Genomic DNA, 13527 nt, shown 5'->3' on the forward strand with positions numbered 1-13527 from the left:
AAGGAGTCTGTATGCTGTGAAAAAGCTTTCCGGTTCACTATTAATCAGACTAATTTATATAGTCACTATTTTTGCGGTTGGCGGGCTGCTTCCCGGTTGTTCCCTCAGTTTAGGAGGAAGTCCGGAGAAAAAACCATACGTAAGTCCAAGGGAAGTTGAACGAAATGTTGCCAAAGAAATGAAATCTGAAGAAATCCGCATGCTTATCAAAGACTCAGCAAAAACACAAAAGCTTGGAGAATTACTTAAAACACCTGGCGCTGATGTGGCGCTCAGCGAGGAGGTCGTTAAAAGCTTTGAGACATCAGAGGTAAATATAATGCTGCAGGAAGAAATTAAAAAAGCCCTGGAAACCTCTGAGATGAAAAAAGTATTCCAGGAACAAATCAAGAAAGCCATAGAAACTCCTGAGTTTCAGGAAGCTCTTTCGACAGCAGTACAAAAATCAATGATGCAGCTTATCCAGGGAGGTGGGACTCAGGGAGGAGGAGGCATCCAGCAACAGGGAGGCAGTTCAGGTGGCGGCACATCCGGCGGCGGAGGTTCGCCAGGAGGAAGCTAGTTTCTATTAAAAACATTAGTATTAAAAACATATAATGTTTAATTTTCGAAATACCCTCTAACAACCGGGAAGCCGCGGTCAACCATTAGCCTTCCCCGGGCAAAGACTTTTTGGATGTTCAGATCCCTGTCCAGCATGACTATATCAGCATCGCTTCCGGGGGCGATAGTTCCCTTAACAGGCAGTAGCCCTAATATCAAGGCTGGATTTCGGGTAATCAGGGACAGGGCTTTTTCCAAAGGAAGGGTCTCATTAAGGACAGTTTTCCGGACATCTTCCCAGAGTACTTTAACTGAGCCTACCCGGATGCTTGTCAGGTTTCCCCGGTCATCAAAAGCCGGGAGACTGCCATTGCCGTCAGAGCTAATAGTTAAGCTTGCGATATCCACACCTTTTTTCATCAGGAATGCTAAGGCATCACACACCTCTACCGCATCGGGAGAGGTGTTTTCAGGATATATTCCCGCTGTCAGATCAGCAAAAGCCCCCAGTTTAACCAGTTCTACAGTGTCGCTAAGCAAACGTTTAATACGATTAACATGTGTTGGGATTATCTGCTGCACGGGAATATCAGTTTTTAGGGCCAGGTCGAACAGTAAGGCCAGACCCCGTTTCCCTTCACCGATATGGGCATGCACAATCCCTGGTTTTTTACCCAGCAGTCCGCCAATCCTGGCTTCAGCAGCTACCTTCACCAGCATTTCCAGGGTTGGCTGTGATGAGCGATGGTCGGAGATTGCGATTTCACCAACACCGAGGACCTTGTCAATCAGGACCAGGTCAGACCTTACGGAGCCGGTCAGGGTCCGGGTTGGGATTTCATAGGCGCCGGTAAAGATGTAGGCTGAGAGTCCCTCCTGTTCCAGGGCGCGAGCCTTTGCCAGCAATTCGGCCACACTTCTGGTTATTCCGTCAGCTCCTAAGAGCCCCACAACCGTGGTTATTCCTGCTGTTGTCAGTCTGCTGACAGTTATTTCGGGAGTTCTGGTTACGGGTCCGCCTTCACCGCCTCCTCCGGCTATGTGAACATGTTGGTCGATGAAGCCGGGAACCACAAAATAATCTGTGGCGTCTACTTCTTCAATCTCAGGGATACCGGTAATTTTTCCAATATCATTGTTTACCAGAGCAATTTTTTCGCCGGCCATCAGAATGTCGCTTTTGCCAAGGTATTCAGGAGCATAGAGTTCGCCGTTTAGTATTAGCTTAAACAGATTTATCACCACCACAGATATTTTTTACAATGAATATAAAAAAAATGTAGCATTAAAAGTAAGATTTTAGTAAAATTGATACATATAGTAATTGTTAATGGGGCTGGCGAACATGAGAAACAAGACTAATCTGCTTCCAAGGCGGTACTTCCGCATTCCTTTTGACCGCCCGGTGGATTTTACGATTCTAAAATACAAACGCCGTTATATAACTCATTTGAGCGCCAAACACGGTCCAGGTAAGGGCCATGATTTGGGTGAGGACGGCATGAGCTTTATATCCCAATACAGCCTTCCTGAAGATATTGTGGTCAGGGTAGTATTTGAACTTCCGGGATATGGCGACCATCACATTCTTGCCAGGGTTATCCGTAATACACAGATTGATTCCGGGTATCTTACCGCAGTTCAGTTTTTAAATCTTCATGGTCCCAGAAAGGATAAACTGAGAAATTATATCGCCAGGCAGACTAAGGAGAGTTATAAGTTCCTAAAATTTTTTAAATAAACAGGGTGGCAGGATGTCGGTTAGATATCTGCCGCCCTTATGTTTCCAGGTCTGGAGGTTTTGTTAATGCATCAAATAAACGTGTTTTCTGAGGCTGTCAGGCTTTTTGCAGCAGCAGATCCGTTTGAAATGGCTGCAAAAGCAGGGGCTGTATATAAAGAGTCGGAAAAAGTGATTCACCTTAAATATCTCGGTTATGATGTTACCATAGAGTATCCTTCCGGAAAGATGCGATGGGCCTACCGGGAAACACCTGTAATCAATGACCAGGTACTTATTTTACAGTACCTGCAGCAGTCCTGTGGGGTTCTGCCACGGGGAAAATGGGTTTCCTTCATGCAACTTCCGGATGGACCGCACCATCATGCACCGTTTGTGGCAGAAGCCATCAAACCATTAGCTGACACATTTGGCCGGGGTGGCCACAATCTCGATATGTTTAGAGCTGTGACCGCAAAGTTTTCAGCGCAATCAATTGACATGGCCGACTGCGGGGCAGTGATTCCGGTTTTTTCAAAACTGCCGCTGGCAGTCTGCATCTGGACCGGTGATGACGAATTTGAAGCCAATGCCAACATCCTATTTGACAGCACAGCCCCACTTCACCTGACTACAGCAGCATTATGGGTAATGGGTGCTGAGGTTTCCAGAAAACTGAGGCATACTAATGGACAACAATATATTTAAACCGGAGGGAACATATGAAAGTAACTGCTGAATATATACCTTGTTACCTGAAAAGTTGAATAAACTTAATGAAAAGGGCAGCCAGTCCGGCTGCCATAAGAGGGCCGACGGGAATTCCCCGGAACATAACTATACCGATAATTCCCCCGACAACGAGGCCTACCATAAGTTCAGGGTCCAATTTGAGCATGTTCAGACCCTGACCGTTCATATAGGTAGCTAACGCGCCACCCAGTATCGCCGCAACTCCGGTGACACTTGTAAAGCTGCCGGCGATTTCCGCCGGAGATATTTTACCTGTAGCAAAAGGGACCAGTACCGAAATCATCAAAAACATTAACCCTAACTCGAGACCGCGCCTTTCGAGAAGAGGGAAAAGTGAATACAGCCGGGTCAGTTTAATTATCAGCAGAATACACGAAGCTGTGGCCAATACACTGGACTTTCCCAGGATTCCTATTATTATCAGTGATAAAAGAATAGTCTCACCCCACATGAGAAGGAACCTCCCTAAGTAACATAAAAAGTCCGGTAACTGTTTCCTTATACAATATGACACATTTTAAATTTATGCCATTAATTTAGTAATAGTACAGCTAAGGGCAGGTGCGGTAGCATTTAGGGATAATATGTAATTGCCAGGGGGTGAGCACACTGTTTCCAAAATTCTTAAAGCTGTTCTGCCGATTTTAGTATTCGGGTTCAATATGCAGCGCTATCGGCTGGGTTAATCGTATTGTATTATTCTTGAAAATCGGCACAACCCTGAATTTGTTTTCCTGCAGACAATATTCAATATCTTCTGTGCAGCCAAGGTTCTGGAGGTTAACTCCGCTCCTGGTTGTTGACAATATCTGTTTAAGGTTATTCCTGAAATACAGATACAGGTAATAAAAGGTTCGGGCCAATTCACCAAATCTGATATCAGGCATCTGCTTCTTAAGGATGGAAACATGATATCCTGCGGCCAGCACATCTTCGAGAGCTATGTTGCCCTGTGAGCCGGCACACACAATAATGATATCCTTCTGATATCCTAAGGCACGTGAACAAACAGCATTGACATTTAAAAAGCTGCCAATGAGGACATGCTTTGCGGGCTTACAGTGTCTGATGGCTTTAGTCCCGTTTGTAGTTGTCAGAATAATAGTCCTATTCTTTACCAGCGATTCCTGAAATTCCAGCGGTGAGTTGCCTGTCTCAAAATCCTTGCATTTGGACCCGCGTATTTCCCCGGCAATCAGGACATTTTCCGGATGGTTTTTTTCCAGAATGGTTTTTGCTTCCTGCGGGGTCAGGGCAGGGATAATTTCGGTACAACCATTAGCCAGTGCGGTAACGATGGTGCTGCTGCACCTGAAGATATCTAAAACTATGACAGTTTTGCCATAGATTTTCTGAGCCCTTACTTCCTTCAGCGTGGGAATAATATCAACATTCATAACGTTCACACCATGGCCAGGGGTATTTGTCTGCATAGGATGTCTTTTAAAGTATCACTCCGCAGACCAACCCGCAGGGCTTCAAGAGCCAGAACCTCCCCCGGAGGGATATTGCCGAGATTTACATTGGGTCCGAAGGTTCTGATAAGCTCTAATTGCTGATTTTTAAGCGGGGCCTCCCAGATAATCCCTGGAATGTCTCTGAGATGACGAGCAAGATTTCTGAAAAATTCATCTCGAATCTCACCGTTTTTATCAAAGATGCCGATTCCTTTTCCTGACTCTCTGGCCTCCAGAATCACCTGATCAGCTCCTGCTCTCAGGTCACTGCTCACCTGGGACACAATTTCTTCAACCCCGGAACTTTCCACGGGCGATTTTTTACCAACCTCACTGAGTACGTGATATCCCATATCTTTTGCCTGCATTATTATGTTTGTTCTCTCATCAGGGGTTAAACTGATGGTTCCGTCGGAAACTTCAATGGCTGAGAACCCGAGCTCGCGGCATTTAACAAGGAAACCTGCAATTTGCTGCTGGATTGACGCGATTTCCAGAAATGTTCCCCCGGGGTAGACATGAATTCCCCATGATCTGATTAGGGAAACCTTATCTCTGAGTATTTGACCGGGATACAGGGCAGAAGTACCAAAAGCCAGTTTTATATAATCAATACACTCTCCCGCAACTGACAGCAATTCTGCAGTCTCAGATAACCCTAAGCCCTTGTCCATGACCATTGTTAAGCCTATTGCCCTGGGTTTTGATAACCTGGCTTTATCAGGGAATGCTATGGTCCCTTCCCATGGGTTCACCAAACCAAATCCGGCCACAGCTTTCATCTCCTTCCTCTTTATGGATGGTAAATCTATTACAATTGTATTGTATTCACCGGGCTTTTTTAAGGTTACCTAAAAAATGATGTTATTGTTCACCTGTAATTACAGTGGCAATAACATCATTTTATCTATAAATTATTTAGTTTTCTTGTCAGATTGGCTTTCCTTTTCTGGCTTCGGATTATCCGGGCTTTTATTAAGCGGTTTTCTTGTTACCAGTTGTCCGATAGAGTTTCGGAAGGTTACGGTATCAAAGAGTGTCTGCCCGATTTTCCTTACCGCAGATGGGTGCTCCGCTTCAGAAGATTTCTGATTTTCCGGGGTTTTGACCGGGAGGGCTATTACACAAAGTATTCCAACAGCTAAGGCTGCACCTGCACCGGACCAGAACATCACATATCTGCCGAATCTGTCAAGGAGCCCGAAAAGCGGGGGGCCTGCAGCTACGCCAAAAAATCTTATTCCTCCATAGAGAGATGTGATCATTCCCCGTTCATCTGTGGAGGCAGAACTGGTGATCAGGGTATTCAAACAGGGTAAAATCAGCCCTACACCGATTCCGGTAACAGACATCACCGCAATGTTTAACCATGGGTTTTCAAAAAAAGGCAGTACACCCAGAGTGAGAGTAATAATGCCTAAACCGGTAATTATCAGTTTTTTCATAAGGGAGACCTTTTTTTTGATAAGACTTCCTGCAGCCAGGGATGTTGTACTCATTGCAAGTACCGGTCCTGCCAGGGCGAAGCCCTTTTTTACCCCAAACAGTTTCAGAGATGCTTCCAGGTAGTCTGATAGGTAAAACAGCAAGCCAAACAGCAGCAGCAAGGCCAGAGACCCGGTAATAAATGCTGTAATCAAAAAGGCGGCCTTGTTTTTAAACAACGTAAGTACTGACTTTAAATACTGGCGGATACTCTGTTGTTTATTGCCTGATGCAGGTTCTTTTACCAAAAACCATACCGCAACCGCGATAGGAACGGTAAGGACGGGGAACAGGAAAAAAGTGGCGAACCAGGCAACTATTGCGATAAGTGAACCCAAAATAGGGCTGACGACCTTCCCCAGACCATTGGAAGCCTCAATATATCCCAGAGCCTTACTCCTTTCCTTTGAGGTGAAGATGTCTCCCACCAAGGCCATGGCAACAGGAGCCGTTCCGGCAGCGCCAATACCCTGGACAATTCTGCCGGCGATAATCAGCCAATAACACCTTTCCATACAAAGTGCGGCAATGCCGGCGATCAGACCGCCAATTCCATAAATCAGCAAAGACGGGGCGATGACTTTTTTTCTCCCCAGGCGATCTGATAAAAACCCGGCAAAGGGAATTGCCAAACCTGCCGGAATTGAAAACATAGAGATTACCAAACTCGTTTGAAACTGTGTAATCCCAAGCTGTTTCTGCATTTCAGGAAGCACCGGAATTAACATTGAATTTCCAAGTACCATGATAAAAGGCACTGCCCCTAGAGCCGCAAGGATTGGTATGGTTTTTGCCTTCAATTTCCACTTCTCCTTTCATCTGCAAGACTATTTTCCCAACAATCCAGTCTTCGTATTCCAAAAGAAAAAACCCGGGTTAGGAGACCAAATGTCTAATTAATATCAGCGCTGCATAAATAAAACATATATTCTTAATCTGCGGAGGGGAAAATGTTTTTTGTAAAAGATAAAATTGTTTTCGGAATGGCCATGATGCGGATATTATCTTGTCTGATTGAACTCACGGCTGCACTGCTTTTTATTAAATTTGACAGCATTCAGACTGCCCTTAAAATTAATGCAATCCTGGCATTAATCGGTCCTACTATAATGGCAGTGGTCATGGCAATTGGCCTGAGCGGCCTCAGTGGCAGGATTTCTCCTGTTAAATTCGGGATAATACTTGCCGGGGTAATCCTGATATTTTTTGGAGTTTCCAGAGAGCACTAAGTTTCAAACCCGTGAAGATATGAACAAAAAGTAAACAAACCTTTAACAGGCTGTAAAATGTACCTATGTCCGGATGGCGACGGTATTAAATGGGCAAAACCTTTCGTATTCATAATTAAGAAAATCCTATATCAAAGAAAACCCAATAAAAATCTGCAGGGGCAAACCCGGTGAAAGCCGGGGACGCAAAGCTATGGGTCTAAGGCATTTTGCCACGACTGCCAGGCTGCCAGAGAACGTTTCAAATGCTGCCCTTCAGAGAAGAGATTTACAGTGAAGGGTTTTCTGTTGGGAAACTTGGAGAGGAGGGATAACAGGCAGCTCAATTGAGTTTGAACCAATAATTAATTTGGGAGGGATATTAGTGAGAAAAAATAAAATAATAGCAGTTTTGATGATTAGCGTATTTATCCTGATGACTGCGACAACCGGCGCCGTTGCCAAAAAGAGTATTGTTGATTTTAAGGATATGGATCAGGCAAAATGGGCGCAAAAACATGTCTATAAAATGAAGGCGCAGAATGTTATCATGGGTTATCCTGACGGTTCTTTCCAGCCTAACAAACCCGTCACCCATGCAGAAGCTGTTGTCTTAACCCTGAGGGCAGCCGGACTCGAAGAAGAAGTGGCAGATTTAGATTCAGCTTCAGTGGTGCTGCCTTACAAAGATGCTGATAAGATTCCTGAGTGGGCGAAAAAACATGTAGCCTATGCTTATGAAAACGGTTTCCTGGAAGAATCAATTTCGGGCAATTTTCAGTCAAACAAGGCAGCCAGCAGAGAATGGGTTGTAAAACTTATTATAAATGCACTGGGCTTGGAGGAAGATGCCGCTGAGATGCAAAATGTGCTGCTGCCCTTCAAGGATGCTGCTGAAATTTCTGATACAGGCTTTATAGCCTCGGCAATGAAAAACAATATTATCAACGGTTTCCCTGACAAAACATTCAAGCCCAATAAACCTGTTACCAGAGCTGAGTTAGCAGTTATGCTGGGATCCTCAACAGATGAACTTCCCATCCCGGGGCAGATAAAGACTTACATTGACGGTACTGTAGTTGAAGTCTCCACTGATGACACAACTGTAGAAGACTCTATTACTGAGACAATCTACTGCCAGGGCACCATTACCCTTGATATAGGCGACGAAGATGAAGACGAAGATGAAGACGAAGATGAAGACGAAGATGAAGACGAAGATGAAGATGAAGATGAAGACGAAGATGAGGATGAAGATGAAGACGAAGATGAGGATGAAGATGAGGATGAGGATGAGGATGAAGAATCCGGAACAGTTACATATCCTGTCTCTGAAGATGCGCTGATATATGTTTACAACCAGGAAGCCGAACTCAGTGATGTGGCAGTCGGTGTAACCGCCAAACTTGTAGTTGACAAAAACGGTGTTGCTGTTTACATCGAGGTGGCTCCGGTAACTGTAAAAGGCATTGTCTATGCTGTTGATGCAGATGATAATAAGATAGAGATTGTGGAAAAAACCTGGGGTCAGGAAAAGGAACGTAACAGAAACGCAAACAAGTTAATGGGCTCTCTGAAAAATACCAAAAAATCAGGTGAACAGCCCAAAGAACAGGAACAGGAAAAAAACATTACTGAAACAATTGCCATTACGGCAGTTCCTGTTGAATACTCAGTCACAGATGATGCAGCTATTACCTTAAACGGTGATAATGCTGAGCTTGAGGATTTGGAGGCAGGGGATATCGTTATCCTGACTCTGAATGATGACAATGAGGTAACAACCATAAAGGCCTATTCAATGCCAACCCAAACAATTGTTCAGGATGATGAAAATAATGATGAAGACGAAAACGATGAAGATGATGAAGATGAAGACGACAATGATGATGATGACGATGACGTATCAGCCAATGTAAATATTCAGAATGATAATGGTAAAAAAGGCTACAAACAAAAAATGTAATTCTTAAGGTAAGTTTCCGTTAAAAACCCCCGCTCAGGGGTTTTTTTTTATACTTCAGGAAGGTATATTCTTATTATTTTGACCGGTATCATTGACAAATAGTGCTTTGAAGTATATTATATGAGTAAGTACATATATCAATAGACACTCATGTTGATAAATCCTAGTAAAAGGCAGGTGATATAATGGGTGTGGAGGCTATTGACAGGATTGCAAAATTCCTCAAGATATTAGCTGACGCTAACCGTTTAAGGATAATATCGGCAATCGGGAAAACAGAGTGTTCGGTTTCCGGAATAATGAATGATACCGGACTACCCCAGACACTAGTGTCTTTTCACCTCAGGATATTGCGTGAAGCCGGACTTGTTGAAACTGAACGGAAGGGAGCTTTTATTTATTACCGGCTGAAAGATCACGGCCTGATAGATTTGCTTTCTGCCTGTGAGACCTATACCTCGGAAGGTGATAATAATTTTGACGGACCACAAATATTTTGCTCTTGTCCGTCATGGTTCTTTAAGAAAACTTAAAAAGATTATAAATTTGAAGGAGGGATTTAATGTGATGATGGGCATGATGGGTAAAATGGGTCCGATGGCTGGCGCTGGCTTTAATCCTTCAGAGATGTGCCGCCAGATGACTTCATCTGTAACCAAAGCAGCCGAAATGGGAAGTTATGCAACTCCCGAAGTGAGGGCTTTATTTGAAGACTGGGTTACCGAAGCAGAAAAGGATGTTCTGAATTTTATTAAAGCAAATAAACAGGCTGCTCCGTCTGCAATTGCGGATCAATTAAAGATTAGTGAGAACAGTGTCATATTTTTTATCAGCAGGCTGGCACAGCAGCAGAAAATCAGAATCACAGGCATAGAAATTTGTGATCCGCCGCCTGAAAATGAAATTCAAAAGCAATCTCTAGGGACAGAGCCAGAGCAGAATAACCAGTCCGGCGGCGGAGGCTGAGGCTAGAAATAATCTGTTTTGGATAAACAGAATGAGCATCAAACTAAGTCATCTAATTTAAAGTTTTTAATTTGTCTTCCAGCCATAGATGCATTAATTGAGCTTCCACCATATTGGAACTGGCTATTTCGGCAATGAACTGGTTCCTTATTTCAGAATCATTCTCCAGTTTGGTGACAAAATCGTTATACCCCTGGTGGGATTTCTTTTCAATAAAACTGTAGGCTTTAATAACCTCACGATCACTGGCAGCATTTACGGTAATACCAAACAGTTGTCCGATGATATCGCCGCTTTCCACAATAATTGATGGTTTTCCACCCATGTTTAAAATAACGGCTGTTACTTTATTTATGTGCTCTTTTTCAATTTCCATAAACCTTCTGAAGGTTCTGCGGGTATCCTTGTCACGATGATTCAGGAAGTTTTCATACATACCCAGGTGGCCATGCTCCAGTGTCAGGATCTTATTTAATTCCCTGATAAGTTCTTTATCTTTCATATTGCTGAATCCTCCTTTTATTCAGGTATGTCCGGCGAATATGCCATTGAAAGCCCCAAGCCTTTAGCAATAAGTTCATCCAGGGCAAATAGGTCATCCTTATTAACCTGGGCGGCAGATGTCTTCCCCAATGCCCGGACGCCCTCTACAAGTTCTTCCTTACAAGATTTAAGATACTTTGCCAGACTTTGGGCTCCTGATGCCACATCAAAATCAACGGCATATTTTCCATCATACCAGACGATTTGAGTTGGCGGCTCGAAAGGCAAAGCCTTTAATACCTGGGTATGTGACATCGCAAACAAAGAAATGCCGCCAATATATGCGGCGTCTGCACCTAAGGCCAGTACCTTCAGGATATCTCCAGGGGTTTGTATTTTCCCTGATGCAATTAATGACACTTTGTTACTTAACCCATTTTTTCGTAAAAATTCTGCAGCCCGGTTAACGGCAAATACGGTGGGTACTCCGAAGTCGTCCTGCAAGATTGGAGCCGAGCCCTTGGTAGCTGCTTCAGCGCCGTCTATTGTAACGAAATCAATACCACCGTTAACCAGCCACCTGAGATCGCTTTCAAGATGCTTACCGGCGCCTATCTTGGCGCCAATAGGAATATCACCGGCAATACTTTTCAGCTTGCGGACAAGCCGGGGGATTTCAGATGGGTGTTCAATTTCGGCATGACGTGCATGGAGCACAGCATCTTTGCCCAATCCCACTCCAAATCCTTTTTGCAGCTTCAAATCAAAGAAACCTATGTTGTTTTTGTGACCTGTACCTGCGGTTGCCCCCTGTCCGAACTGGATTTCTACAGCATCTGCCTGTCGAATAGTTTTATCGGATTTATTCCAGCTGCCCCGGTTATACTGTAAAATAAGTTTTTTGGCTGCCTTTCTTTCACTGGGGAGAAACGGTCCTTCTCCGGTGTTGGTTGCGGTTCCTGCCATGCCGGCTCCTTTAGCAAGAGCGATTTTAGCTTTTTCCGACAGTGCCGCGCCATACGCCATCCCGGCTATCATAACAGGAATATCGATTATCAGGGGTCTCTTACAAGCCTTACCGATGTGAACCTTTGTATTCACCGGAGTTTCCAGTGGAGTCGGCATTGTATGGAGCTGGCTGATATTAAACATTACCTGCTCAAGACCGGGAAACTTTTTTGGAGTACCCAGAGGACGTTTAATAACTTTACCTTCCTGTGCCCGCAGGTTCGTTTCGGCAATCACCTGAGGCGTATACTTTGTTGTTGCTGAAAACAGCTCCCACAAGTTCTCATCATATAAATCAGTCATAATCGTTTTAGCGGCATCTGTTATCACATCCCTGAAGATTAACCTGCCCAGCAATTTTACAGCCTGATAGCCCAGGATCGATCCCAGGGAGTAGATTAATAACCTGTCAGATAACTTGCTGTTCATCCTGTCAAACATCCTGTCCAACATCCCTTTCCAATGTTTCCATGATTAACTTTCCCTTAATTGTATCCTTTTATTTAAATCCGGACCATTGGCGGAGGTTTTTGTTTCATCACCATAAAAAGGGAGCGCCCATAAGTTAGGTACTTATGTGACACTCCCATGCAAGCGGCAGTTGAACCGCTCTTTTTTTATTTGTTCATTGTGTTTTTTTAATTATCTTTACTTTTAATATTCTTGAGCCCACTACCTCTGCGGCCTGGAATATATAGCCATCAAATGAAACCTCGTCACCATTTCTGGGTTTCCGGCTTATTTGGGTGAAAACATACCCCCCAATGGTTGTGATGCCTTCCTCGTCAATCTCAACACCGAGAATTTCTGAGATATCCTCCAGCAGTACCCGCCCATTGACCTCATAATCCGTTTCATTAACCTTTTTTATATGAGGCTGTTCCCGGTCAAATTCATCATATATTTCCCCAACCAGTTCCTCTAACAGGTCTTCAATTGTTACCAAACCCGCAGTACCACCGAACTCGTCCGCAACTACCGCCATATGAGTCCGCTGGCTGCGCATCTTTTGCACCAGGTGGGAAATAGGTACCCCTTCGGGAACGATTAGAATATCACGCTTTAATTGGGAAATATCCTTTACCGGATTGTCTCTGATTGAGATCATATCCCTGACATGTATCATCCCGATGACATTATCCTTATCATCATCACATAGCGGATATCTGGTATGCCCGTATTCTTTGATCACATTCAATGCCTCATCAATTGTATCCTGAATATAAAGGCAAATCATGTCCTGTCTTGGAACCATGACTTCGCCGGCTATCCGGTCGGAGAATTCAAATACATTATCCAGTAGAGTGCTTTCCATTTTGTCCAGGAATCCATGACGCTCACTGGCATCTACCAGCATACGCAGTTCTTCTTCAGTATGGGCAAGGTCTGCTTCGTTTGCCGGCGCTATGCCAAATAACCGCAGTATGGAGTTGGCCAAGCCGTTAAGCAGAAAAATAACCGGATAAAAAATGCGGTAGAATGTCTTCAACATACCGGCAGTTGCCAGAGCAGTTTTTTCGGCGCTCTGTATTGCCAGTGATTTTGGCACCAGTTCACCCAGGACAATGTGGAGGAAGGTTATCATTAAAAAGGCAATAATCAAAGCAACAGTATGTGTATAAACAGGTGACCAGCCAATTGTATTGGAAAACAAGGGTTCCAGCAGTGAGGCAATGGCAGGTTCACCCAGCCAGCCCAATCCCAGGGAGGCGAGCGTGATTCCCAACTGGCAGGCAGATAGATAAGCATCCAGCTTGGAAGTTACATCAAGAGCGACAGCGGCTTTTTTAGAACCATTTTCCTCAAGTTCTGCCAGGCGGGTCTTCCTCACTTTAACCAGAGAAAACTCTGCAGCCACAAAGAATCCGTTTAAAACTACCAGGAATAATGCCACCAATATCTTAAACAAACTCCACATAAAGCTTTCGATGGGAAAAC

At 44.2% G+C, this 13527-nt stretch carries 15 protein-coding genes and 1 riboswitch; of the genes, 7 read left to right on the forward strand and 8 right to left on the reverse strand.

The window, feature by feature from the left end:
• Positions 1 to 16 precede the first annotated feature (16 nt).
• On the forward strand, positions 17 to 562 hold the full coding sequence (locus tag Ga0451573_RS00235; protein ID WP_231681859.1) for a hypothetical protein: 546 nt from the start codon (positions 17 to 19) through the stop codon (positions 560 to 562).
• A 38-nt stretch (positions 563 to 600) separates the two neighbouring features.
• Here the strand turns inward: Ga0451573_RS00235 and iadA are convergent, their stop codons facing one another.
• Positions 601 to 1785 carry a beta-aspartyl-peptidase gene (gene iadA / locus Ga0451573_RS00240; RefSeq protein ID WP_231681860.1) on the reverse strand — a complete coding sequence of 395 codons (1185 nt, stop codon included), beginning with the start codon at positions 1783 to 1785 and terminating at the stop codon, positions 601 to 603.
• Between the two features lie 103 nt (positions 1786 to 1888).
• Here iadA and Ga0451573_RS00245 point away from each other — a divergent pair, with 103 nt between their 5' ends.
• Both Ga0451573_RS00245 and Ga0451573_RS00250 read left to right on the forward strand, forming a co-directional pair.
• Complete coding sequence (locus Ga0451573_RS00245; protein ID WP_231681861.1) at positions 1889 to 2284, forward strand: PilZ domain-containing protein; 396 nt, start codon at positions 1889 to 1891, stop codon at positions 2282 to 2284.
• Between the two features lie 66 nt (positions 2285 to 2350).
• Positions 2351 to 2971, forward strand: a complete 621-nt coding sequence (locus tag Ga0451573_RS00250; protein ID WP_231681862.1) for a DUF3786 domain-containing protein — start codon at positions 2351 to 2353, stop codon at positions 2969 to 2971.
• A gap of 43 nt (positions 2972 to 3014) precedes the next feature.
• Here the strand turns inward: Ga0451573_RS00250 and Ga0451573_RS00255 are convergent, their stop codons facing one another.
• The 4 genes from Ga0451573_RS00255 to Ga0451573_RS00270 form a co-directional block, all read right to left on the reverse strand.
• A complete protein-coding gene (locus Ga0451573_RS00255; protein ID WP_231681863.1) occupies positions 3015 to 3467 on the reverse strand; it encodes a DUF441 domain-containing protein in 453 nt (150 codons plus the stop codon).
• A 193-nt stretch (positions 3468 to 3660) separates the two neighbouring features.
• Positions 3661 to 4413 carry a 2-phosphosulfolactate phosphatase gene (locus Ga0451573_RS00260; protein WP_231681864.1) on the reverse strand — a complete coding sequence of 251 codons (753 nt, stop codon included), beginning with the start codon at positions 4411 to 4413 and terminating at the stop codon, positions 3661 to 3663.
• 5 nt (positions 4414 to 4418) lie between these two features.
• Positions 4419 to 5255, reverse strand: coding sequence for a phosphosulfolactate synthase (gene comA / locus Ga0451573_RS00265; RefSeq protein ID WP_231681865.1), 837 nt, complete (start codon positions 5253 to 5255; stop codon positions 4419 to 4421).
• Positions 5256 to 5387: 132 nt separating this feature from the next.
• Positions 5388 to 6758 carry an MFS transporter gene (locus tag Ga0451573_RS00270; protein ID WP_231681866.1) on the reverse strand — a complete coding sequence of 457 codons (1371 nt, stop codon included), beginning with the start codon at positions 6756 to 6758 and terminating at the stop codon, positions 5388 to 5390.
• Positions 6759 to 6908: 150 nt separating this feature from the next.
• Here Ga0451573_RS00270 and Ga0451573_RS00275 point away from each other — a divergent pair, with 150 nt between their 5' ends.
• From Ga0451573_RS00275 to Ga0451573_RS00290, 4 genes are all read left to right on the forward strand, one after another.
• Complete coding sequence (locus tag Ga0451573_RS00275; protein ID WP_231681867.1) at positions 6909 to 7187, forward strand: YqhV family protein; 279 nt, start codon at positions 6909 to 6911, stop codon at positions 7185 to 7187.
• Between the two features lie 150 nt (positions 7188 to 7337).
• A riboswitch (cyclic di-GMP riboswitch) is annotated at positions 7338 to 7421 on the forward strand.
• A gap of 130 nt (positions 7422 to 7551) precedes the next feature.
• On the forward strand, positions 7552 to 9132 hold the full coding sequence (locus tag Ga0451573_RS00280) for an S-layer homology domain-containing protein (protein ID WP_231681868.1): 1581 nt from the start codon (positions 7552 to 7554) through the stop codon (positions 9130 to 9132).
• A gap of 185 nt (positions 9133 to 9317) precedes the next feature.
• Positions 9318 to 9665, forward strand: a complete 348-nt coding sequence (locus tag Ga0451573_RS00285) for an ArsR/SmtB family transcription factor (RefSeq protein ID WP_231681869.1) — start codon at positions 9318 to 9320, stop codon at positions 9663 to 9665.
• A 31-nt stretch (positions 9666 to 9696) separates the two neighbouring features.
• Entirely contained in the window at positions 9697 to 10098 is a 402-nt protein-coding gene (locus Ga0451573_RS00290; protein WP_231681870.1) for a helix-turn-helix domain-containing protein, read from the forward strand.
• A 52-nt stretch (positions 10099 to 10150) separates the two neighbouring features.
• Here Ga0451573_RS00290 and Ga0451573_RS00295 read toward each other — a convergent pair whose 3' ends face one another.
• The 3 genes from Ga0451573_RS00295 to Ga0451573_RS00305 form a co-directional block, all read right to left on the reverse strand.
• Positions 10151 to 10600 carry a ferritin family protein gene (locus Ga0451573_RS00295; RefSeq protein ID WP_231681871.1) on the reverse strand — a complete coding sequence of 150 codons (450 nt, stop codon included), beginning with the start codon at positions 10598 to 10600 and terminating at the stop codon, positions 10151 to 10153.
• A 17-nt stretch (positions 10601 to 10617) separates the two neighbouring features.
• The gene (locus Ga0451573_RS00300) at positions 10618 to 12018 is read right to left on the reverse strand and encodes an FMN-binding glutamate synthase family protein (protein WP_231681872.1); all 1401 of its coding nucleotides are present in this window, start codon (positions 12016 to 12018) and stop codon (positions 10618 to 10620) included.
• Between the two features lie 196 nt (positions 12019 to 12214).
• Positions 12215 to 13507, reverse strand: coding sequence for a hemolysin family protein (locus tag Ga0451573_RS00305; protein WP_231681873.1), 1293 nt, complete (start codon positions 13505 to 13507; stop codon positions 12215 to 12217).
• Positions 13508 to 13527: the final 20 nt, after the last annotated feature.

Source organism: Phosphitispora fastidiosa (assembly GCF_019008365.1).
Classification (GTDB): Bacteria; Bacillota; Thermincolia; order Thermincolales; family UBA2595; genus Phosphitispora; species Phosphitispora fastidiosa.

Excerpts from the sequence above, each read along its gene's own strand:
- Ga0451573_RS00260 (WP_231681864.1), bottom strand. The coding sequence starts at position 4,413 with ATGAATGTTGATATTATTCCCACGCTGAAGGAAGTAAGGGCTCAGAAA.
- comA (WP_231681865.1), bottom strand. The coding sequence starts at position 5,255 with ATGAAAGCTGTGGCCGGATTTGGTTTGGTGAACCCATGGGAAGGGACC.
- Ga0451573_RS00305 (WP_231681873.1), bottom strand. The coding sequence starts at position 13,507 with ATGTGGAGTTTGTTTAAGATATTGGTGGCATTATTCCTGGTAGTTTTA.
- Ga0451573_RS00300 (WP_231681872.1), bottom strand. The coding sequence starts at position 12,018 with ATGAACAGCAAGTTATCTGACAGGTTATTAATCTACTCCCTGGGATCG.
- Ga0451573_RS00275 (WP_231681867.1), top strand. The coding sequence starts at position 6,909 with ATGTTTTTTGTAAAAGATAAAATTGTTTTCGGAATGGCCATGATGCGG.
- Ga0451573_RS00295 (WP_231681871.1), bottom strand. The coding sequence starts at position 10,600 with ATGAAAGATAAAGAACTTATCAGGGAATTAAATAAGATCCTGACACTG.
- Ga0451573_RS00255 (WP_231681863.1), bottom strand. The coding sequence starts at position 3,467 with ATGTGGGGTGAGACTATTCTTTTATCACTGATAATAATAGGAATCCTG.
- Ga0451573_RS00250 (WP_231681862.1), top strand. The coding sequence starts at position 2,351 with ATGCATCAAATAAACGTGTTTTCTGAGGCTGTCAGGCTTTTTGCAGCA.
- Ga0451573_RS00245 (WP_231681861.1), top strand. The coding sequence starts at position 1,889 with ATGAGAAACAAGACTAATCTGCTTCCAAGGCGGTACTTCCGCATTCCT.
- Ga0451573_RS00285 (WP_231681869.1), top strand. The coding sequence starts at position 9,318 with ATGGGTGTGGAGGCTATTGACAGGATTGCAAAATTCCTCAAGATATTA.